Here is a 26,111-nt window from a genome sequence, read left to right as displayed (position 1 = left end):
TATAATATTTTAACTATGCCAAATCACTATTTTTCTGCTCTAATTCCAAATATTGCGTGATTTTAGAATCTAGCTCCTTTTCTACCTCTGCCAACTCTGCTGCTAAGACACTAATGCCTTGCTGCTGATAGGTTTGTGGGTTGCTTAGAGCAGTTTGCAAAGCTTTTTGCCTAGATTCTAACACTTCAATCTCTTGAGGCAGAATCTGCAATGCCCTTTGCTCGTTGTAGCTTATTTTTTTTGCTTTTTTCACAGGGGCAGATTCTATGGGAGCAGATTCTGTATGCTGTGATTGAATCTTGGGCTTAGAATCTGCACTCAAAGATTCTAATCTCTCAAGTTCCAGCAAATTTTCATTCATCTCCAAATACTCACTATAAAGCATATGCGTTTGCACCACTTTGCCGCCCCCTTCAAAGACAAGCAGTTTTTGGGCGAGTTTATCCACAAAATACCTATCGTGGCTCACAAATACAACCGCACAATTCAAGCTCAAAAGATATTCCTCCACAATATTAATCGTTTGTATATCTAAATCATTTGTTGGCTCATCAAGGATAAATACATCAACTTCCTTAGTAAAAAGCAAGGCTAGGGCTACGCGGTTTTTCTCCCCGCCACTTAAAGAGCCAATTTTTTGCGTTAAAAACTCTTTTGGAAATAAAAAGTTTTTCAAATACCCATATATATGCAAATGCTTTCCACGCACTTCAATATATTCCCCACCATTTGGACAAAAAGTCTCTAGCAAATCCTTATCATCTTCAAGCAAAGCCGTGTGCTGATCAAAATAGCCTATGCGTATATCACCCACCTTTACTACACCAGAATCTGCCCTGTCTTGCCCGAGTAAAATTTTTAAAAAGCTTGACTTGCCCGAGCCATTTTTACCAACAATGGCGATTTTATCATTCCGCAAGATTCTTAAATTTAAATCTTTTATTAGAATCTTGCCGCCTATATTTTTACACAAATGCTCTATCTCAAAAAGGCATTTTTGATTATTGACATTTTCAGTTTTATTAAAGCTTTTCTGCTCCCTTTCAAGTTCAAGTCGCATTTTGCGTATCACAGAAGGATTATGTTTTGCTTCTTCACGCATAGCATAGATTCTATTTTTTCGCCCTTCATTGCGTTTGAGCCTTGCTTTTACACCTTGCCGTAGCCATTGCTCTTCACTTTTTAGAATCTTAAGAAGTTTTTGATGAGCTTGACTTAAATGCCTTAAAATCTCCTCCTTTTTAGCCAAATAATCCAAATATCCGCCTTCAAAGCTTGTAAGATGAGCAGAATCAATCTCAATAATGCGTGTAGCTACCCTATCAATAAAATATCTATCGTGGCTAATGAATACAAGTGTAAAACGGGACTTTAAAATAAAATCCTCCAAAAATGCCACCATTTGCGTATCAAGGTGGTTTGTAGGCTCATCAAGCAATAAAATATCACAAGGTTGCAATAAAATACTTGCCAATGCGATTTTTTTCTGCTCCCCTCCACTTAGGGAATTTGCAAGTCTATCTCTAAAAGCCTGTAAGCCAAAATGCTCTAAAATCTCTTCTGCCCTTTTCTGTAAATCCCAGCCATTATTGTCATCTAAAAAGGCACTAAGCCTTGCGTATTCATTTAACATCTCTTTATGCGTTAGGGAATCTTTAATAGAATCTTGTGTCATTGAAAACTTGTTGTTTATCTCTTGCAGGGCGTTATGAGCCTTTTTTATCTCGCTCATAGATTCTATAAATACATCATATACACTTGCATTTGCTTTGAAAATGGGCTTTTGCTCTAAAGATAGAATCTTGAGATTTTTCACACTCATTCTCTCGCCACTATCTACCTCTAGCCCTCCGGCAATAATCTGCAACAAGCTTGATTTGCCCGAACCATTTTTGCCAATAACCGCAATGCGTTCATATTGGGAAATGTTAAGATTTGCCCGATTGAGAATAAGCTTATTGTCGTATTGCTTATGTATATCTTGAAGCGATAACAGATTCATCAAAATTCAAAAGTCTTAATTTGTGCAAACGATAAAAGGGCAAAATTTGTTTGCTTGTTTTTCTTAGATTCCTTGCCAATCTTGATGATAGAGGCGGGTTTTTGAAACTTGAGTTCAGAATCTATATAGATAAGCTCAAAAGTTTGCCGATTAACCGCGCTAAAATACTCAATCTCTTTGTGGTAAATAACGACATTGTGAAACTTGCTTACCGACATAATTTTAATCTTCAAATCCAAGCTGAAAGCTGGATTGTCCGAAAAAATCAAAAAATGTTTAGCATTTTTTGTCATATACTTATTGTAGTATTGATAGACTTGATATTCATTGTCGCGTAATTTGGCTTTATCAAGCATTTTTGTATGATTACCAAGAAATGTCATCGCACAAAATGGACTATTAATATTATGTTTGAAAAAGACATTCTTAATCGCCAAAGATGACATACCAAGCTTCCATAGCTTATTATCAATATGTGTGGCACAAATATCCATTGCATCTTTTGTTTTATTGACAAGAATCTCATACATTTTGTTAAACACGCCTTCAAACTTCGTTAGATTCTCTTTTTTGAAATTTTCCGCAAGAGCCTTTAGCCTATCAATGGTCGCACTGATAATTTTATTATCAGATTCAGCTTTTGTAATGATAGCCCTTGTTCTTACCTTTCGTTCTTCAAGTGCCTTTGGGTCGCCCCTTTTAGCATCAAGCTTGGCTTGGATTGAACGCAGCTCCATTGAGCCTACACGAATCTTATTTTGTAAGGAGAGCTTTTTTTCATTAAAAGTCTCTATTGCTCTTATAACACCTTTGTAATGATACTGCACATCAAGGAAGCATTCTTGGTAAATTTTATCAGGCGTTAAATTAGTGTTTGTTTGAAACTGCCTATAAGAATATTCAAGCTTTTTAAGCACCTGCATATCATCGGCAAAATTATCAATAGTGATATGCCTATCATTAAATACAAGATAGTCAATCGCTTTTGAAAGATAGGGCTTGACAATGACATAATTTATCTTTGTTTGTGGGTCTTGCCCTTCTTCTTCCATACCAGAAATAGCTGTAAGTGCGTGAAACTCTTCTTGAAAATGGTCTTTTATCGTTTCAGGGATTGGGGTGCTTAACTGAATGCTATTAAGCTTAAGATAATTTGTCTCTGCAAAAATCTGCTTGGCGATGGCAGCTTTTGCATCTGCTTCTTTGCTTTTTAGCTCATCATCAGTATTTGTTCGCCAAAAATCAATCTCTCGTATCAGCCCATTCTCTGGGAAGCTTTGATACCTAGAAGCTTTGCAGTCTGTAACGACATAGCCATTATCATCAAGGCGAAACTCTACAAGCATTCCCGCACTTGGCATCATTCTCTGATCATGCCAACTCGTATTGCGTAGCTCAAAAATCTTCTTAGAAGCATTCACAACAACGCCATTTTTGGTTTGATTGGAATATCTTAATATCTTGCCGTGCATATTGTTCCTTAAAAAACAGAATCTAAAACTTACAAGTCCCACAAAACACAAAGCCTAGATTCTAGCCAAATAAAAATAAAAAAATCATTAGTGAAAATCTCAAATTCTTTATGATATAATGCGAAATTTTTTAGCCTATGCAAAAAAGAGGCTTAAAGCCAAGTAGCCATATATGGGTTCAACTCAAACTTTAAGGGGTTGTTGTAGCTCCGTTGTAACTCCTAGGTAAGATTCTAGAATCTTACCGCATTTATTATTAGGCTACATAGCCAAGCATTACGAATTTTTAAAGGATAACTCATCAAAAAATTATATCTATATATTGCATTAAATATTGTGCTTATTTTTCTCTCTGTGGCAACTCTTATTGGTGATTATGGGCTTGTTGGTGACTTTGGCACGAGCTTTGCTGCCCTTAATATTGGCATTTTTGGGTATGTGGCTTATATATTTTTACCTTTTTTACTCTATCCGCTTTTTTGCCTTTACAAAAGCCATCATATCACTTTCAGGCGATTAGAGCTTATTGTCTCTTTTTCTCTATTTTTCATCGCACTTCTTATCTTTCAATCTCTTGTCCTTAAACAAGGCTCTTTTGGCAACTCTCTTGTGCTATTTCTCAAAGATTATATTGGTTATTTTGGACTTTGGGTGCTTGATATTTTTTTATTCCTTTTTTCGTGGCTTATCTCCACACAACGCAACATTGACCTGCTCTTAAAACAGCTTAAACATAAACTTTTTGTCGCTTATGATTTTATAAAATTAGTTTTATCTATCATTTATACACGCACAAAAGCTTTTATCAAGCGTTTTAGCACCGCCATAAAGCCTAAGATTCAGAATCTCTTTGCCAAAAAGACACAAGATATTCTTGATTTACAAAATGCCAAGCAGGAGATGACGACACAAGCTCATTATGATTTTAAAGATGTTTTTATAGATAAAGCCTTCGATGAAATGCCCCAACCACAAAGCTCCACTCATACAGCTCAAGATTCACATACGCCACAAGATTTACAACCTCAAACTCCACAGCACTTCCCAAACCAACAAATACTATCTCAACCACAGAATCTACAAGGCACAGATTCTAATGCCACCCACCAAGCCCATACGCCCCAAATGACTTTTGCACACCCCCCACTAAATCCAGCCCAAAAATCCCCACATCAATCAGCCAAACAAACACAACCACCGCATTTAGAGGTTGTGCCAAGATCGCAAGATGACTTAAAGCTTGAAGAGTTTTTAAGAATCCAAGCCGAAAAATATCGCAATACATTTTCAAAAAATGTCCAACACACAGCACTAAGCGACCCAGCCATTAAGCCAAGGCAAGATTCTATCCAGCTTGTCGCACAACAGAATCTTTCACAGCCAAGTATCTCGCAGCCTAGCACTGACATTCAGCCACTTTTGGCAGATTCTACAACGCCACAAGCAAAACAAGATTTAGAATCTAAGCCTAATGAAAATGCCCCAAAAGAAATACCCACGCCTCCATCGCGTCCGCTTAATCCCAATGTCTTTTTGCAGCCAAAGGAAGTAAAAAATCAAGAGACAGCCCTAGCAAATCCTACCTTACAACAAGAGATTCAGGCAAATTCCACACATACACAAAACACACAGAATCTAAACATACAAGAATCTATGCAAGAAAGCCTGATGCAATCTCGCCAAATTCTGCAAGATAAGCAAATCCAAACCTCTCAACCTTTGCAAGAATCTGTTCAATTAGATAGCGACAAAACCCAGCTAGAATCTCAACAGCCTTCACTTTTATCAAACATTCCTCAACCCTCGCCCTACACGGATTTAGCACATCTAGCACCCACAAGCCCCGCTCCACAAAATATTGCACCAAATCCACAAGAATTTTTGCAGTCTCCACAAACGCCAAAAATGCTAGATCTTGAGATTCAAGAAATCACGCCAAATTACAACACTACAAACAATGCAAATTGGGCAGATTCTATCGTGCAAGAGATTATCCCAGAATCTCCCAAAACCCCAGCTCAATCCCACACATCTCAAGCACAGCACAGCCCACAAAATACGCCCAATACTTCATTTTCTACGCCCAAAGATTCAAAGCCTCTCTATCAACGCGTAACCGAGCTTGATGAAAACAAAGCCTTGCTTAGCAATCTTGATTATGGCAATGTAGCTAAGCCTTTGCATTTTAAGCTCCCCACAACAAGTCTGCTCAACCAACCTCTAAGTGAAAAAACCGAAATTGATGAAAGTGAGATTGACCGCAAGATTGAAGATTTATTAGCTAAGCTTAGGACATTCCGTGTTGAAGGCGATATTGCAAGGACATATTCAGGTCCCATTGTTACAACCTTTGAGTTTCGCCCTGCACCGGGCATTAAAGTGAGTAAGATTCTCACCTTAGAAGATGATTTGGCAATGGCATTGCGTGCGAGATCTATCCGTATTCAAGCCCCTATTCCGGGTAAAGATGTTGTGGGGATTGAAATACCAAACAACAGCACACAAACGATTTATCTGCGTGAAGTGCTAGAATCTGATTTGTTTAAAACTTCCACTTCACCACTTACCCTAGCCCTTGGTAAAGACATTGTAGGCAATCCTTTTATCACAGATTTAAAGCGATTGCCACATTTGCTTATCGCAGGGACAACAGGTAGTGGGAAAAGTGTGGGGCTAAATGCGATGATTCTCTCACTCCTTTACAAAAACTCACCGGATAATTTAAAGCTTTTAATGATTGATCCAAAAAAAGTTGAGTTTAGTATCTATGCAAATATTCCTCATCTTATCACACCTATTATCACGCAGCCTAAAAAGGCTATTGTTGGGCTAAATAGTGCAGTAGCGGAAATGGATAGGCGATATGATTTAATGAGTGAGCTACGCACAAAAGACATTGATAGCTACAATCGCAAGGCTCAAGTTGAGGGAATGGAGAAATTCCCATATCTTGTGATTATTATTGATGAGTTAGCGGACTTAATGATGACAGGAGGCAAGGAAGTGGAGTTTGCCCTAGCTAGAATTGCTCAAATGGGGCGTGCCTCTGGGATTCACATTATCGTAGCTACGCAGCGTCCAAGTGTTGATGTCGTTACAGGACTGATTAAGACAAATCTCCCCTCACGCATTAGCTACAAAGTAGGAAGTAAAATAGATTCTAAAGTTATCCTTGATACTTTTGGTGCTGAATCTTTGCTTGGCAAAGGCGATATGCTTTTCACACCGCCGGGCGTTGGAGGCGTTACGCGACTTCACGCTCCGTGGAATACAGAAGAAGAGATTGAAAAAGTAGCAGAGTTTATCAAATCCCAGCAAGAAGTGGCGTATGATAAAAACTTTATGCTTGATGAAAAAGATAATCTTGCCAGTGAGAATCTAAGTGAGAGTGGAGAAAATAATGACCTTATCACAGAGGCAAAAAAAATCATTCTTCAAGATAAAAAAACTTCAGCAAGTTACCTGCAAAGGCGTTTAAACATAGGCTACAACAAGGCAGCAAATCTTGTTGAGCAATTAGAGAGAGATGGCTTTTTATCCGCACCCAATGTGAAGGGGGTAAGGGAAATTTTAGGGAGCTAAACTCGCTTTGCCTAGCATTTAATTTAAGCTAATAGAATCTCCTGCTTAAAACAAACACTATTTTTAAGGAGCATTCTATGAAATATACACAATATGTTTTTAGTGGTGTCATTTTTTTTATTTTGACTTTAAGCGGTGCGTTTGCCATAGATTTTAAAGAAGCACCCAAGATTCAAAAACGCATTAATCCACAAGAAAATGATGATAGCGTATATTCTTTTAATTCCTCCATTGAACAGGCAAAAAAATCTGTCGTTAATATCTCTACACAAAAAAATGTAAGCAATCAATTTGCTAATCACCCTATGTTTAATGATCCATTTTTTCAGCAATTTTTTGGTGATATTTATGGGCAGATTCCAAAAGAACGCGTGGAGCGAAGCCTTGGCAGTGGCGTTATCATCTCAAGTGATGGCTACATTATTACAAATAATCACGTGATTGAAGATGCCTCTAAGGTGCTTGTCTCACTCTCTGATAGCTCAAAGGAATATGTCGCAAAGGTTGTTGGCACAGATTCTAGAAGCGATTTAGCAGTAATTAAAATAGAGAAAAATAATCTCCTCCCCATTAGCTTTGCTCAAAGCTCAAATGTGCTTATTGGCGATGTTGTCTTTGCCATTGGGAATCCTTTTGGCGTGGGTGAGACAATCACTCAAGGCATTGTTTCCGCACTCAATAAAAGCGGCATAGGCATTAATGATTATGAAAACTTCATACAAACTGATGCATCAATCAATCCGGGCAATTCTGGCGGGGCGTTGGTAGATTCACGCGGAGCACTCATTGGCATTAACACCGCCATTTTATCTCGCACAGGTGGGAATCACGGCGTAGGCTTTGCCATTCCCTCAGATATGGTAAAAAAAATCGCCAAAGAACTTATTGAAAAAGGTAGCATTAAACGCGGATTTTTGGGTGTTGGGATTCAAGATATTAATGAAGATTTGAAAGAAAGCTATGGGGATAATAGCGGGGCAGTTGTTATTAGCCTTGAGCCACAATCTCCAGCGGCAAAAGCGGGGCTTATGGTGTGGGATCTTATCACACATATTAACGGCAAGAGAGTATCAAACGCAGCGGAACTAAAAAATCTCATCGGTATGCTTTCGCCAAATGAAAAAGTGGTGGTGAAATTTATCCGTGATAAGCAAGAGCGTGTAGCACAAATCACATTAGGAGAATTACCAGATTCTAAAGAGACACAATCAAGCACATCGCCAAGCAATCAAGATTTTGGTGCTAATATAGAGGGCTTGAGCGTTGAAGGCTTAAATGCCAATATTCGCCAACGATACAGAATCCCAAGTGAGATTAATGGCGTGGTAGTAACCGCTGTAAATGCAAAATCAAAAGCAGCTCAAGCGGGATTTGAAGTGGGCGATATTATTGCTCAAGTTGAAAGCATTGCGATAAAAACTCCAGCGGATTTAAGCAATGCCTTTGCAAGATTTAAAGGCAAAAACAAAAGAGTGCTTGTGTATAGCTCAAGTGGGACTAAGACCATACTTATCAAATAGAGGAGGGGCTAAAAAGTGGTAATGCTAGACAATAAGCAAATTACGCTCATTCAAGAGCGTCTTTACAAGTATTGTGGTATTTTTTTAAGTGATTCAAAGCTCACAATGATAAAAAACAGAATCTACCGCCTTATGCGTGATACACATATTGATAACATAAACACGCTGCTTGCAAGTATTGAGCATAACCCTAAGATTCAACAACAATTTATCAATAGCTTTACAACAAACAAAACAGATTTTTTTCGTGAAGACTTTCACTTCCAAGATATGATTGATCGTGCGCTGCCCTTACTTTTCAAACGCAATAAGCCTATTAAAATTTACTGCTGTGCGAGTTCTACGGGGCAAGAGCCTTACTCTATTGCAATGAGTGTGCTGTATGCTAAAAAGCTCTATGGTGCAAGCACGCCTGTAAGTATCATCGCCACAGATATTGATACTGATGTGTTACAAGAAGCAAAAGAAGGGGTTTATACGATTGATTTTAAGATAGAGAAATTCCCAAATTGGTTTGAAATGGAGGAATACTTCACCCCACTTGATGATGGTAAAAACCCAAATGTGCGACTGCTCAAAGCTAAAAACAAACTCAAATCAATGATAACTTTCAAACAAATGAATCTCTTTGATAAACGCTATCCGTTTATGCGTGAAGAGTTTGATATGCTCTTTTGTCGCAATGTGCTTATTTATTTTAAACAAGAAGATCAACAGGATATTCTCTCTCGTCTCATTGACACATTAAAAATTGATGGCACTTTTTATTTGGGGCATAGTGAAAGCCTCTATCATTTGACTGAAAAATTTGAAAAGCTCGGTAACAAAACTTTTGTTAAGATAAAGGCGTAGTTATGTTAATGGAAACAACAAAACATCACCCAGACACTATTCTTAAAAGCAATCCCTGTAAAATCACGCGAAGCAAACTCATTGTCATTGGTGCAAGCACAGGTGGCGTTGATGCACTCTCTTATATATTTTCACGCCTACCTGCACAGCTACCACCCATTGCCGTTGTGCAGCATATCCCACCGACTTTTGGCTCATCTTTTATTAAACGCTTAAATACACTCTCTGAACTAACGATCTGTGAGGTTACAGACAAAACTCCTCTTAAAGACAATCATGTCTATGTCGCAGGGGGTGATAAACATATGATTATTGACTTTGCTATGGGTTCATATTATGCTAATTCCTTAAATGAAGAGAGACGCATTTCAAGGCACAAACCAAGTGTTGATATTTTATTCCGCAGTGCCAATAATGCTGCTGGACGCTCTGCCCTTGGGGTGATTCTCACAGGAATGGGCGATGATGGCTGTATAGGGCTAAAAGAAATGCACGATAATGGAGCGCATACTTTGGCGGAAAATGAAGAGGATTGCGTGGTGTTTGGTATGCCTAAAAAAGCTATTGAAATGGGTGCTGTGAGCGAGATTCTAAGCCTTGATATGATAATTCACAGAATCATAGACTATGCAAAAAAGCCAATCAAAGCCCTAGCCAAAGATAGCAATGACCCCGCCATTTTTCCTGATGAATAGAATAGGCTAGAATCTAAGTGAGATTCTAGCATTTACTTAGATTTTCAACTCTCTTAGATTCTAGCACTCTGTTCTGTTTTTATATCTCACACCACAAACTAAATCAAAAATAATCACTAAAATACGCCTTGCCCTCTGGCAGAATCTCTTCTAGCTTATCAATACTCTCATCATTTGCTTGAAGGCGATTGATACTGCGTAAATACAGCGGACGCTTATAACCTAAAAGCATTGTAACAAGCGTTTGTATATCAAGCTTAATGTGATATTCCCCTAGATTCTGCTTCTCTCCACTTGCCACAATCTCACTCGCCACAATCTCCAAAGCCAACTCTCCATCTTTAAAATGTAAAATAAAATCCCTATTATTCCATTCCAAAAGTGGATCGCTCACACTAAATCTTAAGCACATATTTGACTTAACAAACTCAAAAGGATATTGTGTCAAAAACTGCTCCACATCAACAATCCGTGCCATAATATAAGGCTGAATGCTTTCTTTAATATGCCCATCTTCAAGCAGAAATGCAAGATTATGATTGCTAAAGTTTGCTCCCTCAATGCTATCAAACATTGACTGATGAGCGTTGATGTAGCCCCACAGCCCATATTGTGCCTCTTCATTCAAATAAATCATCTCTTTAATTTTAAAAATATCATTTTCTAAGAGATACACAATATAGCCCGTTGGCTTATCACTCTCATCATAATAAATGGCTACAATCGTATCCTCCACATCCCAACGCCAATACTCATTCCACGCTAGAGTATCACGCACCAAACAACCGTGCGTCTTTGCTGCAAACTCATTATGCAGGGCTTTTAAATCAGGGTGATTCTCTGTAACCCTTTGCATCATACCGCCAACTTGAGGGGGCTTTGGAAATTGATTATCCTTAATGACAAAGCTCATCTTATCACTCACTATCTCCCACCCACGCGAACGATAATAAGGAATAGAATATGGATAAAGACAAGAAATGCTCTGCCCCTTTTCTCGCATCATTTTTAGAATCTCACGCATTAAATCCGCCATAAGCCCAATGCCAGAATATTCTGGGTAAGTCGCCACACCTGTAATGCCGCCCATAGCGTAGATTCTATTATAAATATTCATCTGCATAGGATATAACGCAATTTGAGAGATGAGCTTTTGCCTATCAAACCAGCCTAGCACGCTTGCATTTTGTAAAATGGGGTATTTGGAGCGTTTAATCTCTTCATTATTCCAACCAAACTCTAGCAAATCACTATCAGTTACTTGAAAGGCATAACGCAAAAGCTCATTAAATTGCTCAATATGGCTAATATCAAGCTGTTGCATAATAAGACGCTCTCGTATTTGCGTTTTTTTCATCTTTTGCCCTTTTTTCTAGAATCTTTAAAAAATCTTGCCCTGTGGAGTATAGCAAAAAGTAGCAATATCAGGCAAATATAGGCATTTGTGTTTGAGTAAAAAGCAGCAAAACTCTTGACAATAGGAACAATTTTATATATAATCTCGCTCTTTGTTTATTCCGGATTAGCTCAGCGGTAGAGTAGGTGGCTGTTAACCACTTGGTCGCAGGTTCGAATCCTGCATCCGGAGCCATTCATTTCTATAAATAGTAAATCTTACATAAAATCACACAGGAAACAAACACAGTTAAGGGGTAAGATGTTTTGGACATTGTTTTTAATCTATTTGGCTGATATTTCAGATCTTATCAAGTCTGTGGCTGGTTGGGGGGCTATTGTGTTTGGGATACTCACAATTGGTGGATTTGGAAATGCAAGTAATGGAGAAGGTAGCTGGCTTATGCCTTTTATCTGCCTGCCTCTTGCGATTTTATTAACTTCTGTGTAGTTTTTTTATGCCAAGCAAGAACTTCTTCTACATTGTCGCAGGGATACACACAGGCAAAGAATTGATTACCAATGAAAAAGTAAGCAATATATTGGATAAAAGTTACAAACTACTTGATACAAAACTTGATGAAATATTAGAGCAGCAAGAAGCCAAGAAAAAAGATTAGATCTACAAGATTAGATTCATAAGATAAACAATGCCAAAAAGGCAAGGCAGCAAGCTTATCAAAGATAGAATCTCAAAGCCAACAAGCACTAAGGCAAGAACCCATAGGCTTGAGAAATACCCAGAGGCATACTCAAAGACATAGGCATTCATACCCCCTGCCATAACGCATTAGAGCACCACTCAAAATACCCCAACACAACAGACAGAAACACCATAGCCCATAGTATTGCTCTCATTTTATCTCCCTTATCTCACTCTAGATTCAGCCTTCAAGCCCACATCCCCACTCCAAGCATCGCCTAAAGGGGCTTATCAACATCTAGCTCATCAATCCACTTTTCTAAATCATTTTGCTTTAACATTGCGTTTGCACAAAGCTTTCCAATATCATCTATCATTGAGCTATAAGGATTGCTCCAAGGCGAATAATGCGAATGCTCAAAGCCACAGCAACCTCTCATTGTCGCATCGCAAAACTGCCTTTGGCTATATTTTTTTATTGCCATATGGGCGAGTTTTTCCACAGCAAGAGAAAAATTTTTAATAGGCTTAGTGTATATAAGCGTCTGCAAATGCCACATTAAGCATACTTGTATAGGCGGCATAAGTCCGGGGTTAAAAAGATCGTTATACCGCCACTTCTCATTCACATCAAGCTTTTCTACCGCTTCTTTGTAGATTCTAACAAGCCCAAATGCCCTGTCTCTTGGATTCTCATTCCTTACTTCCAAATCTCTAGCAAAAACCTTCGCCGTGATGACTTTTTGAAACATATCTTGTCCGTATTCTATGATCCTTTCCAAATCCTTTGAATCTAGCTTGTCATTCATATAATGCTTTTTCATCGCATTTGTTTCTATATTTTCACCCGTATTATCATACCAATCATCCCACCCAAATATAGCACAATCAGCAGGTTGAGATTCTGCCTTAGCTTCTTGACTGCCCCTATCTTTATCCTGCTTTTCACACTCCTGCTTCACTTCCTTTAATGTGTTGAAATACAGCTTCCCAAACTCAAAGCTCTCCATCGCATCGCAGAGTTTTCTAAAGTCCTTTTCAATCTCTTCTGCAAGTCGCTCAGTCTTTAGCTCTAGCTCCTTTGCTTCACTCGCCATTCTAGCAGCAGAATCTACCCTTGCTTGTGCGTATCGCTCTTTATCAGTTTCATAACTCTCATTTTTAAACTTTCTATACAGAAAGTATCCCAATGTCCCCAATCCTCCGCCTATTATCGCGGTATTTTTAAGCCAACCCATTTTTGCTCCTTATATTTTATTTTTGCAAAATTTTATTTTGCAGGGGACATTATACATATAGGGTATGAAAGGTTTTGTCAGGGGGCAAAAAATTTTAATTTTTAGAATTTAAGATTTAAGATTCTGTATTTTTAGAATCCTTCAAATATTCTTGCAAAATTCGTTCTAGTTTCTCTTGCAGCTCCACAGGCTCAACAATCCTTACAAAAGGCAAAAACATCTTCACAAGATTTAAAATCTCATCATCATAGCTATGGCTACACACAACATAAAAGCACAGAGAATCTTCATATTCCACACACATATTACTCGCAAAAGCCTTACGCATAAAATATTCTTTAGCGATATTTTGCACCTGCAATTTGACACTTTTGGGGTTTGAGTTTATCCACTGAACTTTGCTTTTTTCTATCATAGATTCAAACTCTTGATTTGGAACAAAGTGCGTATTTTTCACGCTTAAACCTTGAATGCGACTAAAGGCAAAATGCTTTAAAACTCCACTTTCATCAGCCAACAAATACCAAATACCACTATTATTTAAAAGCCTATAGGGGCATACTTCACGCTTTTTTTCCTTATAGATAAAAGAGATGATTTTATGCTTTAAAATCGCTTGTGAAAGCTGTGTAAAAACAAACCGATGATGAGAAATATCCTCAAAGCCTTGATTTTTAATAATGATGGCATTAGACTTTAGAGTGGGGGTTTGCTCGGTATAATTATCCCAATAGGTTGGAAGAGAAATGTATAATAAATCGCCAATAAACCTATCATCAAAGCTAGGATATAACCCCCAGATTCCACTCAGTCGTGCAAACTCTCGCACATCTTTAAAACCAAGTTTGCCTAGTGATTCTTCTTGCAAATAGCATTTGCCTTCTTTATCTCGCTGGATAGGCAGAAAGCTCAAGCGTTGGTTAATATCTCGCTGAATGGTTCGCAAATCTACATTAAATTCCTCAGCAAGCTCTCTCATAGAGATATGCTCTCCATTAATAAAAGCCTGAAAGATTCTCACTATCCGCATAATTTTTGTATCATACTGCGTTGTCATACCTTTTTATCTGCCATTTTGTACCCTTTTAATTTTCAAGTAACTTTTTTTATAGATTTTTATCTTAGGATTTAAACCTATCTTACCTACCTTTAAAACACCGCTCCTATGGTAAGACTCACAGGCACATTATCTTGCAGCGAGATTCTAGCGTGTTTGTCATCTTTAAATCTTGTGCTTGTATAGGCAATATAGCCTACTCTCATATCAAAATATTTGTAATTAAAGCCCACAAACACTCATGCATCATCAATCAATCCACCCTTATTATACGCCCCACCCACATAGGCTATCCAATCATTATTGATATGATAATTTACTCGCCCAAAAAATGGAAACTTCACACCTGCGAAACCCTCCGCAAAATGCCCCTTTGTTTGGTAATCGTAATTAAGCTTACTCCAATCAAAAAGATTCCACACATTGCTTAAGTCCCCACTTAGCATCGCATCTTTTACTTTCTCAAGAAACTCCGGTTTCAACATACTCTCCACATACGCCAAATCCGCAGAATCAATATGATTTGCCTTGCCATTATGGGAGAATTTCACACTCTGTGTGCCTACCCCCGCCCCAAGCTCAAAGCTCACATACCGCATAAGACGCACTAAAAATCCAAGCGTTACATCAAGTCCGGAGATAGAAAAAGTGTTATAATTTATCTTTTTATTACTATAAGCATTAAAATTCACATCATAGCCTAGAGCCAAACGCCATTCAAACGCCTTGTAGGATTCTTGTGTAGATTCTGCTTGAAAAGATTTTTCCGCAGAAGTTTTTCCCAAATCCCAATATTCAAATTCTTGCTCATCAGCACATACACAGCTTAAAATAAATGCCCCACACAATAAAATCTTTTTCACACATCTCCCCACAACTTAGAATCTACCCCTTAACAACATCTATCAAAAACTCCTATTCATAAGCCTTAAGTGCTTCACACGCCTTTTTATCGCTTTTAAACAAACATTGCCGCTGCAAAGCTTCATATTGCTCTAAATGCTCTTTTGCCCTTTGCTCTTCTTTTGCTTTTTCTATGGCTTTTTGCTCTCTATACTGCTTCATTTGAATTTGATTAACAACATACATAAACACGCAAATAAATATAATAAGCAGCACATCAATTTTTTTGAGCCTTTTTAGCCTTTCACAGAATCTACACGCCATTTTTCACTCCATTTTGCTTTTTAAGATTCTCACGCAAAAAGTTCATAATACTCTCGCACACATCGTCCCAATCCTTGCTTGGAGCTTGAATGCTCTGCTTTGTATTATCCATAAAAGTAAAAGTGATATTTTGCCCATAGTGCATAATCTGCTTTAAATTTAAAGCATTTGCTAAGACCTTAATGCGTATAAGCTCTATAAATGCCTCGCTCACATCATCAAGCTTACCAAACCTATCAAAAATTTCAGATTCTATCTCGCTTACTTCGCTTAAATCCTTGCAAAGTGAAAGACGCCGATACAGCTCTAAACGCAGCGTATCACTCGCAATTAAAGTGGGGTTAAGATAGGCATTGAGACTAAGTTTCAAATCACATTGGGCTTGTGTCATATTCCCCTTGCCACTTAGATAATTAATACACTCCTCTAGCATTCTTAAATACAGCCCATAGCCGATATTTTTAATATGCCCACTTTGTGCTTCTCCTAAAAGATTCCCTCCGCCACGAATCTCCAAATCATAATAAGCAAGATTTTCCCCACTGCCAAGATAAGAGTTTTTCTCCAACGCACTCAAACGCTTCTTAGCTTCAGGTGTTATCTCCTGCATATCTTCTAGCAAAAAGTAGCAAAAGCCTTGTTTATCCCCACGCCCCACGCGTCCGCGTAACTGATGCAAATCCGCTATGCCAAATCTATCTGCACGAGCAATAATAATTGTATTAGCATTAGGCAAGTGAATGCCAGATTCTACTATGCTTGTGCAAAGTAGCACATTATAAGCATTATTGGCAAAATCAAGCATAATCTGCTCACTCTTAGCATTATCTACCTGTGAATGCAAAATAGCGATTTTAATCTGCGGCAAAAGATTCTGTAACTCTTTTGCCCTTTTTTCAATACTTGCGATGTTATTGTGAATATAAAAAACCTGCCCACCGCGTCTAATTTCACGCAAAATAATCTCTTTTAGCAACGCATCATTACTTTTTTTGATAAAAGTCCTAACGGGGATTCTAGCCATAGGTGGAATCTGCAAGGAGCTTAGAGATTTAATTTGCGAGAGAGCCATATTAAGTGTGCGGGGGATTGGCGTAGCACTCATACTAAGCAGATGCGTATTAGCGCTTAGCTCTTTTATCTTTTCTTTTTGCTTCACGCCAAATTTATGCTCCTCATCAACCACAATCAACCCAAGATTCTTAAACCTTGCCCCAAGCAATGCGTGTGTGCCAACAACTACTTGTATCTCGCCATTTTGCAATGCCTCAAAAAGCTTTTTTTTCTCACTTGCTTTTAAGAATCTATCACATCTTGCTATGCGGGTATTATGTGCTGCCAAACGCGTTTGCAAAGAGTGAAAATGCTGTGCAGATAAAAGTGTAGTAGGGACAATCATCATCGCTTGAAAGCCTGATAAGATAGTCGCATACATCGCATTCATCGCCACTTCAGTTTTGCCAAAGCCAACATCACCGCTTAAAAGTCTATCCATTACCTTGCCAGAGCTTAAATCCGCATAAATCTCTTGGATACTCCGTTCTTGGTCTTTTGTGAGTGTGAATCCGCAAGTGCTTTGAAAATGCAAAAGCTGCGGGTTACTTGTATCAATTTTTACACCTTGCAACAGGTTGCGTTTTGCCGTAAGCTCAATGATACCATTGGCAATTTCTAAAAGCTTTGCCCTTACCTTTTGCTTTAATTTAGCAAAGCTCCCCTTGCCTAGCCTATCTAAGATTGGAATCTGCCCAGAATCCGCCACATATCTGTCAATCATATTGAGATTTTCAACCGGAAGCAAAAGCTTGTCTTCACCCTGATAAGCAATTTCAATAAAATCTCTCACCACCCCAGCTACTTGAGCTTGTCTCATACCCTGAAAAATCCCAACGCCATAATCGCTATGCACGACATATTCGCCTTGTGCAATCTCATTGAGCTTTAATGTGGGTTTTTTATGCTTAGCCTTTGGGGCAAAGGTATTAAGAGAAAGAATAAGCTCACTTGGTGTAATAAGATTCACAACCGCAATTGAATGCTTAATTTTTACATTCTCAAAACTTTTTACATCTATATCAAAAGCTTTGAGTTTAATATCATTATGCGTGATGATTGTGATTTGCCTTTTAGTGTGGGCTTGAAGCATAGATTGAATATTTTTTGGCACAAAGACAATATCACTATATCCTTGCTCTACTGACAAAGAGGGTAATTTTTGCAGAATTTGCAAATCTATTGCCTGCTCCATTGCATTAAGTGAGTAGCTCTCTTGTGCCTCTTGCAAAGATTCAGGAGAGAGGATTGTTTTTAAACTTAAAGGCAAGAAATGTGCATTCTCGCCCAAAAACCAGAATCCAAATGATGCAATATCCTTGTAAAAACCATCAAAGTCGCTTTGAGCGACATTCTCTTGCATATCCTTATTTTGTTTTTCATTTAAACAAAAAAGTGCTGGAACAATATCAAGTTTTGCTATTTCGTTTGGATTACTCATTTGCGTATGAATATCAAACGCTCTTATACTCTCAACCTCATCATCAAAAAACACGATGCGATAAGGGGATTCACAATGGGGCATAAAAATATCAATAATCTCCCCCCTAAAGCTCACTTCCCCTTCTAGCTCCACAACCTCAACACACTCATAGCCATACTCTAAAAGCCGCTTTTGCAACTCAAGCATTTTATAAGTAGCAGATTGCTCAAGCTCAAAGCTTTGTAGAATCTCCGCCTTTGGCAAAGCATACAGCACACTAGAGATGGGTGAAATGAGAATCTTGGGTGATTTGGTAGCATAAAAAAGTCGCAATACGCTTAAAGATTCTAAAAATTCCTCCCGAAACGCACTCAAATCATCGCCATATACAAAACGCATCTCTGGCAAAACAAAGGGCGTAATGCCTTCATAGAATCTAAAAAGCTCAAGCGCCTCTTGTGCCTCTTTATAATCCTTTGTCAGCAAAAGCTCATAGGCAAAATGCCCCTGCTTTAGAAGTTTATACAGGCAAGATTGTATCAATCTCTGCCCTTGCTATTTATCTTTTTTAGGAAGCTCTAGTGATTGAATATCAGCCTTTGAGGCTTTGGGGTCTTTTGTCTTACTCTCACCCATAAACACACCTTTGCGTTCAATGATAAATTCAGCCACTTCAACACTGCCCTCAACACGCCCTTGAGGCTTAATCTCAAGCACATTTGAACTTACATTGCCCATAAATCGCCCACTCACAATCAAAGAGTTAGCCCGCACATCACCACGCACTACACCACTTTTACCAACCATCACCACATCTTTAGCGTGGATATTCCCCTCAAACTCACCATCAATATGCAAACGGCAATCTGTATTAATCTCTCCCTTAATTCTCGTGCCTTGAGCGATGATAGTCGCCCCTCCACCACCACTAGAACTTACTCCATCAAGCTGTTTATTGTCGCTAACAAAGATTGCCATGCTACACTCCTTTCTTTTTCAAAAATTGAATCAAAGTTACTCATCTTCCATTCCATAAAGTTCTTAGGATCAATGACATTACCTAAAAACCTTATTTCATAATGAAGATGAGGACCTGTGCTTTGTCCTGTATTGCCACTATAAGCAATAAGCTGCCCTCGTTTGACAAACATTCCTTTTTGCACCACTATTTTATTCAAATGAGCATAATAAGTCATAAACCCAAGCGAATGATCTATTTTAACCAAATAACCATAACCGCCGGTTGAAAAACTCGCCGCATTTACTACACCATCAGCAGTCGCATATACAGGCGTGCCAATAGCAGTGGCAAAATCTACACCTGTATGTAAATGTCTTGTGAAAAATAGTGGATGCACTCTATAGCCGTAATCTGCGGAGATTCTATTATAATGCTCCATTGGGTAACCATTAGGAACAAATTTCATTACAAATGCCTTTTGCGTCCCACTCAAAGACGCCGCATCAATACGATACTCAAGGTTATTCTGCTCCCCTTCAGGCAACTCTGTAGAAACCCCTATAATATTTTCCAAATCCCCAACGCGATTATCAACCTCTGTAATTTCTTCCATTCTTTGCTCTATTTTGATATTTAAAGCCTCATTTTTAGCAAGCATCTTTTCATAACGCTTTGCGATATTTTCATTTAAAATAGCCATTTTTTTAATCTCTGCACTAAATGTTTTAATGGAAATCACCCCAAAAGCCATAAGGGTAATGACAAAAACAATGCTATAAAGAGCAACTTGCTTAAAAATAGAGCTAACATTAAAATAACGCGATCCATTTTGGTCGGTTATCATCAAAACAAGGCGGCTTTTTTGTGCTTTCATTCTATGATTAGTAAGTCAAAATATTTTCTTCGCTTTGGTAACTAACGCGATAATTTTTAAGCTGAATAATATCATCAAGCGCCCACACAAGACTTTTCCAATCAATAGCACTATTTGAGCCAATAATCGCAAAATTATCACTATCCCAGCTTGTATATTTAGCAACCTCAAGCGTAGAGTCAATAAAGCGTAAATTATAATACAAATCTGCATTTGATGCACTATAGCCTATAATCTGCCCCTTAGTTACAAAATCACCTTTTTGCACAATAGCCTTACCCAAATGTCCATAACTTGAAGTAAAACCATAAGAATGCTGAATCTGGATTCCATAGTTTTCACTCCCTGCTACACGCACAGAGTCAATAATCCCATTTGCCGTGGCATACACAGGAGAGACTTTTGCAAGTGCATAAACTGACGCCCCCTTGCTTGGAAAAGTCTGGGTTGCAAACTCATCAACCGGATTGCCATTAGGAATAATCTTTAAAATCATATCTTTTTGAAGTGATGTGAGTGAATCTAGATTCACATCTTGGTTATTATGCGTTTCATTGCTATGTTTGCGTATATTTACAATGCTCTCAAGTTCGCTAACCTTACTACTCACCTTCATTAGCTCACTTGTCTTATAATCAATATTGCGTTCTAGCTCACTATTTTTTTCATAAATACTTTGAAAACTCTCACGCACCTTTGTGTTATTTGCCAAAATAACTTCAAGCTCACTCATCAAAAAATGTGCTAACACAAAATACAAAATCACTACCGACACAATACCTATGCCCGTAAATAGTGCAACCTTTTGCACCAAACGATGCACACTAAATTGCCTTGAACCATTGTCATCAATAATAGAAATCATTAGTTTATCTTGCACTGCACTTCCCCTTCTCTTGCTGTAATATTGTATATTGTCGTAAAAATTCCTGTGCCACACTAAAAGAGCCAAAAACGAGATACTCCTCGCTTTCGCTCATCATAGCTATATCAAAGTCCATAAACGCGACTTGTAAAGCCTCTAAAGTCTTAATCAATCTCTCCTTTGGGCAAATCCTAGAATTTTCAACGGATAATATTAAAACTTTCTTAATATTTGGCAAAAGTTCGCGTAAAATTGCCTCAATGTCCTTCTCAATGTAGCTATTATACACTAAATTAAGCTTTTTTTTATCCAAAAAAGCCCTCAAAGCCCTAGCCCCATCAATGTTATGCCCCACATCAAGCACAATATTTTTCGCTAAAATCTCGCAGCGTCCGCGTAAAGACAACCTACCAAGCCTCAAAAAATCAAATTCCATTCCAAAAAATGCCATCACACGCATAGCCGTGCTAAGATTCTCCTGCAAAAATAAAGGCAATTTATATCGCTTCACATATTGATAAAACGCCTCTTTTTGCTCTCCTAGAATCTCTTCTAAATCCTCCCATAAGACACATTTTGCACCTTTTTGCAAGGCAATCTCTCTTGCGATTTGCTCCACCTCCTTGTGATTCTGCCTAGCAAGTATGGCATATTCACTCATTACCCTAAGCTTCGTTGTAGCAATCTGCTCTATATGCTCCCCTAACATTTCTTGATGATCTAGCCCAATAAGTGTAAAAACACTTACATTTGCTTTAATCACAGAGGTAGAATCAAACTCCCCGCCAACCCCAGCTTCCAACACAAGATATTCATACTCCATTCCTAGCACAAGGGCTAAAAAAGTCGTATACTCAAAATAGCTTGCCTCACGCACAGATTCTATCGCCCAAAGTTTTTGATGAATAGATTCAAGCCTATCGTGTGGAATATCGCCCTGAAACCACCCATCACTTACAAAAAATCGCTCATTAAACTCAAATAAATGCGGTGAAGTGAAGTGTAGCACACTTTTTTTTTGTTGCTCTAGCCCCATTGCTATGAAACGCCCTGTGCTACCCTTACCATTTGTGCCAATAATATGTATAACCTTACATCGTGTGCCAAAGCACTTATCAAAACCAAAAATAGACGCAATAGAATCATAAATTCTTTTAGCTCTACTTGTATCAAATGGAGCATATTCCGCCCCCTTGCTTAACAAAACTTCATTGAGAGAGAGCATTTAAGAATCTTTAGATTCAATACTGATATGTGCATTATGCAGCTTGTCTCTCAAAGTGTTATTGAGCTGCTCTAATGTTTCAAATTCCCTATACTCAAGCACTTCAGCATTAAACCCAAAACTGAAAAGCACCCCTTGATAAGAAAATTTCTGTGTTTGAAGTCGCTCTGTAATAAGTTTCATCTTTTCAAGCACTTGCTCTTTTTGCTCTTTTATCATCACGGCAAAGCCATTTTGATAATGCCCCACAAGTGTAGCTTCTTCTAACGCCTCAAGGCACATTGTTTTGAGAATCTCCATAGCCTTATTGATTGCCTTATCTTTATCAAAATCAGCCTTTTTCTCCACAAACTGCAAATGATTGAGCTTAAAAATCACAATACATCTTTGTGCCATTTCATCTTTTAAAAATGCACTCTGAATCGCCTGAATCCCCAAAAGCTTCTCTATTTTTTCAAGCAAATACACATCAACAAGATTTTCAGGGTGCATAAGTAGCACTGAGGATAACTCTAAGGCTTCCTTACTCACTTTCCCATTCTCCGCTGGAGTTCGTAGGACAAAGGCAAGGATTCTAACAAGCTTCCTTAAGATGCTAGAATGCACTCCAGATACCCTAAAACGCCGCCAATAATTAGCAAGTTTCTTTGTGCCTTCAACTTTGTTTAATCCGCCAATGCCAAAAAGAAAAGAGAATCTTTGCTTAGCATTAATAGAAAAAATATCACTCACACACCCAAGCAATAAGCGATTAAGATTCTTAAGCTCCCTTATATGCTCCAAATGTTGCGATTCCTTAGAATCTTTGATAATTAAAGCTAATGTTTCTACAAATTCATCAGGGCTTTTGGCATTTTTGAGTTGAAGTTGTGTGTCTTTGTCAAATTTATTAAGCCACTGTTGCTGCCAATCCAAATCTTTAAGCTGCGAAGAATCTTTTAAAGCCTTCTCCTTTTTTACAATCTCATAAAATGCCTCAAAATAAGCACTGGGCGTTGGCGGCTTTTTTGATATATACAAACACTGCAAAGCCTTGTGTGAAATCTCCTCAATTCTCATAATAGAACTCCCCATAATAAGCCACTTGCGAGATAAATTTATCAAGGGCTTGATTTGTTGCATTTGCAATAGATTCTAGGCGATATTGATCAAGCACAATCGTTGAAGAAAAATCCGCACTATAATCATAATATCCCGTATTTGTAACGCTAAAACTCACGCCTTGAGTGTTTTTAAACTCAATTGCTAAAACAACATTTGTGCGATAAAAGCTCACAAAACCCTGTTGATTATATGCAATAGGCGTTTGGGTAATACTCTGGATATTAATATCAAGAAAACTTTGTGCTTCTTGCTTACTTTTAAGCTTACTATGAAAGCGTTTGATAATAGCATTATTAACCGCATCTTTTACCCCAGAACCAGATTCGGGCACAGAGGGATTAATACGCACTTCCACATACACGCCATCATTAAAAATGTTATGCGAATAATGGCTCACAGGCTTATATCCACAGCCACAAACCCATAAGCCCACACAGCATATTAGAATCCACTTGAGATATTCACGCATTATTTCACCACAAGATTTACAAGTTTGTTTGGCACGACAATTTCTTTTATCACACTCACACCTTCTAGCCATTTCTCTACACTTTTTTTCGCCTCTATAAGTATCGCCTCATTGCTTAATCCCAAGGCAAGTTCTATTTCAGCGCGTTTTTTGCCATTAATAGTAACCGCGTAATGCACACTTTGTTTTTGTAACGCCGCAGAATCTACACTGATGGAAGCAAAATTTGCCAAAGCAAAAAGCTCTTGGCTTAGCTCCCAGCAAATATGAGGCACAATAGGCTCTAAGATATGAAGCAGGACAAAATACCCTTCAGTCCATACCTGTGGATTTTCCTGCTCACTTAGTGCATTAAAGGCTTCCATACTTGCAGCAATAAGCGTATTAAACGCGTATGTGCTTTGCTTTTTGCTAAAAATATCATTACTTTTTTGCAATGCCTCATATACCTTAGCTCTAGCATATTGTTCCTGCTTTGATAGCTCACTATGGGCGATTATAGGCTTTTTTTCACAGACTAAAGCATTACTCGCCCTTTCCCACAATCGCTTTAAGAATCTAAATGCCCCTTCTAACGCACTATCATTCCACTCTAGCTCACGCATAGGTGGTGCGGCAAAAAGCATAAAAAGTCTTGCGGTATCCGCCCCATATCGTGCAATAATGTCGTTGGGATTCACCACATTGCCCTTACTTTTGCTCATCTTTGCACCATTTTTTAGCACCATACCTTGTGTAAGAAGATTCTTAAAAGGCTCATTAATATACACATAGCCTAAATCTCGCAATACCTTTGTAAAAAATCTCGCATACAACAAATGCAAAATCGCGTGTTCAATCCCGCCAATATACTCATCAACATTGAGCCAATACTCCAAGCTTGCCTTATCAAAGGCTTGTTTTTCCCACAGCTCCCTTGGTGTTGTGTAACGCAAAAAATACCAGCTTGATTGGATAAAAGTATCCATTGTATCACTCTCTCTTATGGCTTGTTTGCCACATCGCGGACATTGACATTTATTCCAAGTAGGGTGCTTATCAAGCGGATTACCCTCACCATCAATCACTACATCTTCAGGCAAAATAATAGGCAGATTCTCTATCTTTTCACTCACAATGCCACAAGATTTGCAATGCACCATAGGGATAGGCGCACCCCAATATCTCTGCCGTGAAACGCCCCAATCACGCAAACGATAATTGATAACCCCCTTGCCCATTTGCTTTTTTTCAAAATAAGCAATAATAGCCTCTCGTGCCTCCGCACTACTTTTGCCACTAAACTCTGCAGATTCTATTAAAAAGCCATCTTCGCACATTGGGCTTGTGAGCAGAATAGAATCTTGCTCATTTTTTACAATCACACATTTTAAGGGAAGATTGTATTTCTTAGCAAAGTCAAAATCCCGCTCATCGTGCATTGGCACACTCATTACCGCACCACTTCCATAATCCATAAGCACAAAGTTTGCCACCCAAATGGGAAGTTTCTCTTGCGTCAATGGGTGAAGTGCATAAATCCCCAAATAAAAGCCGATTTTCTCGCTTTGAGCGCGTTCTCTTGCATTTGTATTTTTAATGGCTTGAATAGATTGCACCACATCTTGTGAAAGCCTATTTTTAGCAATCAATTCCTGCACGATGGTGTGTTCAGGTGCTACCGCACAATATGTAACACCAAAAATAGTATCAGGACGCGTGGTAAAAACCTCTAGGCTTTTTATCTCCAAACTAGAATCTAGCTTTAATTCAAAGCTTAATCCTTTTGATTTACCTATCCAATTCCTTTGCATATGTAGCACTTGCGGGGACCAATGCCCCTCTAGTTCATCAAGCCCAGCAAGCAATTCATCTGCATAATCTGTGATTTTTATATAGTATTGATTCATCAGCTTTTGCACCACAGGTGTATCACAACGCCAACACTTCCCCTCAATCACCTGCTCATTTGCTAAAATTGTTTTATCATTTGGGCAGTAGTTTAAATACGCCTCCTTGCGATATATAAGCCCCTTTTCCCACATTTTGATGAAAAATTCCTGCTCAAAACGCGTATAGATAGGATCACTTGTAGCAAATTCACGCTCTTTTGAAAAACTAAGCCCAAGAGATGCAAGCTCTTTTCTCATTGTGTCAATATTGCTATAAGTCCAAGTTTTTGGGTGAGATTTATGCTTGATAGCGGCATTTTCTGCAGGCATACCAAAAGCGTCCCAACCCATAGGATGTAAGACATTGTATCCGCTCTTGCGATAGTGCCTTGCCAACGCATCGCCTATGCAATAATTCCTCACATGTCCCATATGGATAGCCCCGCTTGGGTAAGGAAACATACTCAAAATATACTTTTTCTCTTTTTTTGAATCCACGCTCTCTGGCTCAAAGCTTTGATTATTCCGCCAAAACTCCTGCCATTTAGATTCTATTATTTTTGGTTCATACACTCTTTGCATACTCTTGCCTTTTATAAAATTAAAATCCCATTATAAGAAAAAAGCTTAAATCACGCTACAA

At 38.4% G+C, this 26,111-nt stretch carries 22 protein-coding genes and 1 tRNA gene; 6 read left to right on the top strand and 17 right to left on the bottom strand.

Translation table 11 applies throughout. The features are described from left to right. Positions 1-13: 13 nt before the first annotated feature. A complete protein-coding gene (locus tag EBF12_RS03415; RefSeq protein ID WP_121726409.1) occupies positions 14-2,002 on the bottom strand; it encodes an ABC-F family ATP-binding cassette domain-containing protein in 1,989 nt (662 codons plus the stop codon). Next, a complete protein-coding gene (locus tag EBF12_RS11050; protein WP_157979046.1) occupies positions 2,002-3,474 on the bottom strand; it encodes a hypothetical protein in 1,473 nt (490 codons plus the stop codon). The genes EBF12_RS03415 and EBF12_RS11050 overlap by 1 nt, the downstream gene beginning before the upstream one ends. Before the next feature lie 336 nt (positions 3,475-3,810). Between EBF12_RS11050 and EBF12_RS03405 the strand changes: the two genes are divergently transcribed. The 4 genes from EBF12_RS03405 (at position 3,811) to EBF12_RS03390 (ending at position 10,123) form a co-directional block, all read left to right on the top strand. Then, positions 3,811-7,056: a DNA translocase FtsK gene (locus tag EBF12_RS03405; RefSeq protein ID WP_121726408.1), complete on the top strand. Its 3,246-nt coding sequence runs from the start codon at positions 3,811-3,813 to the stop codon at positions 7,054-7,056. Between the two features lie 77 nt (positions 7,057-7,133). Next, positions 7,134-8,576 (top strand): Do family serine endopeptidase, encoded by a 1,443-nt coding sequence (locus EBF12_RS03400; protein ID WP_121726407.1) that lies wholly within the window; start codon positions 7,134-7,136, stop codon positions 8,574-8,576. Between the two features lie 21 nt (positions 8,577-8,597). Continuing rightward, entirely contained in the window at positions 8,598-9,428 is an 831-nt protein-coding gene (locus EBF12_RS03395; RefSeq protein WP_415579915.1) for a CheR family methyltransferase, read from the top strand. Positions 9,429-9,430: 2 nt separating this feature from the next. After that, positions 9,431-10,123, top strand: a complete 693-nt coding sequence (locus EBF12_RS03390) for a CheB methylesterase domain-containing protein (RefSeq protein WP_121726405.1) — start codon at positions 9,431-9,433, stop codon at positions 10,121-10,123. Positions 10,124-10,226: 103 nt separating this feature from the next. Here EBF12_RS03390 and EBF12_RS03385 read toward each other — a convergent pair whose 3' ends face one another. After that, the gene (locus tag EBF12_RS03385; protein WP_121726404.1) at positions 10,227-11,480 is read right to left on the bottom strand and encodes a GNAT family N-acetyltransferase; all 1,254 of its coding nucleotides are present in this window, start codon (positions 11,478-11,480) and stop codon (positions 10,227-10,229) included. A 159-nt stretch (positions 11,481-11,639) separates the two neighbouring features. On the opposite strand from EBF12_RS03385, the gene EBF12_RS03380 reads away from it, so the two are divergent. Continuing rightward, positions 11,640-11,714: transfer RNA gene (locus EBF12_RS03380), tRNA-Asn, on the top strand. Positions 11,715-11,780: 66 nt separating this feature from the next. Further along, positions 11,781-11,969, top strand: a complete 189-nt coding sequence (locus EBF12_RS03375; RefSeq protein WP_121726403.1) for a hypothetical protein — start codon at positions 11,781-11,783, stop codon at positions 11,967-11,969. 171 nt (positions 11,970-12,140) lie between these two features. Here EBF12_RS03375 and EBF12_RS11045 read toward each other — a convergent pair whose 3' ends face one another. The 14 genes from EBF12_RS11045 to leuS all read right to left on the bottom strand — a co-directional run bounded on the left by EBF12_RS11045 (position 12,141) and on the right by leuS (position 26,050). Further along, complete coding sequence (locus tag EBF12_RS11045; RefSeq protein WP_157979045.1) at positions 12,141-12,290, bottom strand: hypothetical protein; 150 nt, start codon at positions 12,288-12,290, stop codon at positions 12,141-12,143. A 149-nt stretch (positions 12,291-12,439) separates the two neighbouring features. Beyond that, entirely contained in the window at positions 12,440-13,399 is a 960-nt protein-coding gene (locus EBF12_RS03370) for a hypothetical protein (RefSeq protein WP_121726402.1), read from the bottom strand. A gap of 115 nt (positions 13,400-13,514) precedes the next feature. Beyond that, complete coding sequence (locus EBF12_RS03365) at positions 13,515-14,456, bottom strand: helix-turn-helix transcriptional regulator (protein WP_121726401.1); 942 nt, start codon at positions 14,454-14,456, stop codon at positions 13,515-13,517. A gap of 92 nt (positions 14,457-14,548) precedes the next feature. Further along, positions 14,549-14,689 (bottom strand): hypothetical protein, encoded by a 141-nt coding sequence (locus tag EBF12_RS11665; protein ID WP_244196337.1) that lies wholly within the window; start codon positions 14,687-14,689, stop codon positions 14,549-14,551. A 6-nt stretch (positions 14,690-14,695) separates the two neighbouring features. Continuing rightward, positions 14,696-15,319, bottom strand: coding sequence for a hypothetical protein (locus EBF12_RS11660; protein ID WP_244196336.1), 624 nt, complete (start codon positions 15,317-15,319; stop codon positions 14,696-14,698). 52 nt (positions 15,320-15,371) lie between these two features. After that, on the bottom strand, positions 15,372-15,623 hold the full coding sequence (locus EBF12_RS03355; RefSeq protein ID WP_121726400.1) for a hypothetical protein: 252 nt from the start codon (positions 15,621-15,623) through the stop codon (positions 15,372-15,374). Then, positions 15,613-18,642 (bottom strand): transcription-repair coupling factor, encoded by a 3,030-nt coding sequence (gene mfd, locus EBF12_RS03350; protein ID WP_121726399.1) that lies wholly within the window; start codon positions 18,640-18,642, stop codon positions 15,613-15,615. The genes EBF12_RS03355 and mfd overlap by 11 nt, the downstream gene beginning before the upstream one ends. Before the next feature lie 12 nt (positions 18,643-18,654). Then, positions 18,655-19,077: a bactofilin family protein gene (locus tag EBF12_RS03345; protein WP_121726398.1), complete on the bottom strand. Its 423-nt coding sequence runs from the start codon at positions 19,075-19,077 to the stop codon at positions 18,655-18,657. Further along, a complete protein-coding gene (locus tag EBF12_RS03340; protein WP_121726397.1) occupies positions 19,035-19,934 on the bottom strand; it encodes a M23 family metallopeptidase in 900 nt (299 codons plus the stop codon). Before EBF12_RS03340 ends, EBF12_RS03345 begins: the two co-directional genes overlap by 43 nt. Positions 19,935-19,941: 7 nt before the next feature. Beyond that, entirely contained in the window at positions 19,942-20,814 is an 873-nt protein-coding gene (locus EBF12_RS03335; RefSeq protein ID WP_121726396.1) for a M23 family metallopeptidase, read from the bottom strand. Further along, complete coding sequence (locus tag EBF12_RS03330) at positions 20,804-22,024, bottom strand: Mur ligase family protein (protein ID WP_121726395.1); 1,221 nt, start codon at positions 22,022-22,024, stop codon at positions 20,804-20,806. The genes EBF12_RS03335 and EBF12_RS03330 overlap by 11 nt, the downstream gene beginning before the upstream one ends. Beyond that, entirely contained in the window at positions 22,025-23,083 is a 1,059-nt protein-coding gene (locus EBF12_RS03325) for a hypothetical protein (RefSeq protein ID WP_121726394.1), read from the bottom strand. It abuts the gene before it with no gap. Beyond that, a complete protein-coding gene (gene lptE, locus EBF12_RS03320) occupies positions 23,073-23,597 on the bottom strand; it encodes an LPS assembly lipoprotein LptE (RefSeq protein WP_121726393.1) in 525 nt (174 codons plus the stop codon). The genes EBF12_RS03325 and lptE overlap by 11 nt, the downstream gene beginning before the upstream one ends. Next, entirely contained in the window at positions 23,597-26,050 is a 2,454-nt protein-coding gene (gene leuS, locus EBF12_RS03315; RefSeq protein ID WP_121726392.1) for a leucine--tRNA ligase, read from the bottom strand. Before leuS ends, lptE begins: the two co-directional genes overlap by 1 nt. Positions 26,051-26,111: the final 61 nt, after the last annotated feature.

The organism is Helicobacter labetoulli, from assembly GCF_003670275.1.
GTDB classification, from domain to species: domain Bacteria; phylum Campylobacterota; class Campylobacteria; order Campylobacterales; family Helicobacteraceae; genus Helicobacter_C; species Helicobacter_C labetoulli.
This window is presented reverse-complemented; position numbering and strand designations above follow the sequence as displayed.

Excerpts from the sequence above, each read along its gene's own strand:
- EBF12_RS03415 (WP_121726409.1), bottom strand. The coding sequence starts at position 2,002 with ATGAATCTGTTATCGCTTCAAGATATACATAAGCAATACGACAATAAG.
- EBF12_RS11050 (WP_157979046.1), bottom strand. The coding sequence starts at position 3,474 with ATGCACGGCAAGATATTAAGATATTCCAATCAAACCAAAAATGGCGTT.
- EBF12_RS03400 (WP_121726407.1), top strand. The coding sequence starts at position 7,134 with ATGAAATATACACAATATGTTTTTAGTGGTGTCATTTTTTTTATTTTG.
- EBF12_RS03395 (WP_415579915.1), top strand. The coding sequence starts at position 8,598 with ATGCTAGACAATAAGCAAATTACGCTCATTCAAGAGCGTCTTTACAAG.
- EBF12_RS03390 (WP_121726405.1), top strand. The coding sequence starts at position 9,431 with ATGTTAATGGAAACAACAAAACATCACCCAGACACTATTCTTAAAAGC.
- EBF12_RS03385 (WP_121726404.1), bottom strand. The coding sequence starts at position 11,480 with ATGAAAAAAACGCAAATACGAGAGCGTCTTATTATGCAACAGCTTGAT.
- EBF12_RS03375 (WP_121726403.1), top strand. The coding sequence starts at position 11,781 with ATGTTTTGGACATTGTTTTTAATCTATTTGGCTGATATTTCAGATCTT.
- EBF12_RS11045 (WP_157979045.1), bottom strand. The coding sequence starts at position 12,290 with ATGAATGCCTATGTCTTTGAGTATGCCTCTGGGTATTTCTCAAGCCTA.
- EBF12_RS03370 (WP_121726402.1), bottom strand. The coding sequence starts at position 13,399 with ATGGGTTGGCTTAAAAATACCGCGATAATAGGCGGAGGATTGGGGACA.
- EBF12_RS03365 (WP_121726401.1), bottom strand. The coding sequence starts at position 14,456 with ATGACAACGCAGTATGATACAAAAATTATGCGGATAGTGAGAATCTTT.
- EBF12_RS03355 (WP_121726400.1), bottom strand. The coding sequence starts at position 15,623 with ATGGCGTGTAGATTCTGTGAAAGGCTAAAAAGGCTCAAAAAAATTGAT.
- EBF12_RS03345 (WP_121726398.1), bottom strand. The coding sequence starts at position 19,077 with ATGGCAATCTTTGTTAGCGACAATAAACAGCTTGATGGAGTAAGTTCT.
- EBF12_RS03340 (WP_121726397.1), bottom strand. The coding sequence starts at position 19,934 with ATGAAAGCACAAAAAAGCCGCCTTGTTTTGATGATAACCGACCAAAAT.
- EBF12_RS03330 (WP_121726395.1), bottom strand. The coding sequence starts at position 22,024 with ATGCTCTCTCTCAATGAAGTTTTGTTAAGCAAGGGGGCGGAATATGCT.
- EBF12_RS03325 (WP_121726394.1), bottom strand. The coding sequence starts at position 23,083 with ATGAGAATTGAGGAGATTTCACACAAGGCTTTGCAGTGTTTGTATATA.
- lptE (WP_121726393.1), bottom strand. The coding sequence starts at position 23,597 with ATGCGTGAATATCTCAAGTGGATTCTAATATGCTGTGTGGGCTTATGG.
- leuS (WP_121726392.1), bottom strand. The coding sequence starts at position 26,050 with ATGCAAAGAGTGTATGAACCAAAAATAATAGAATCTAAATGGCAGGAG.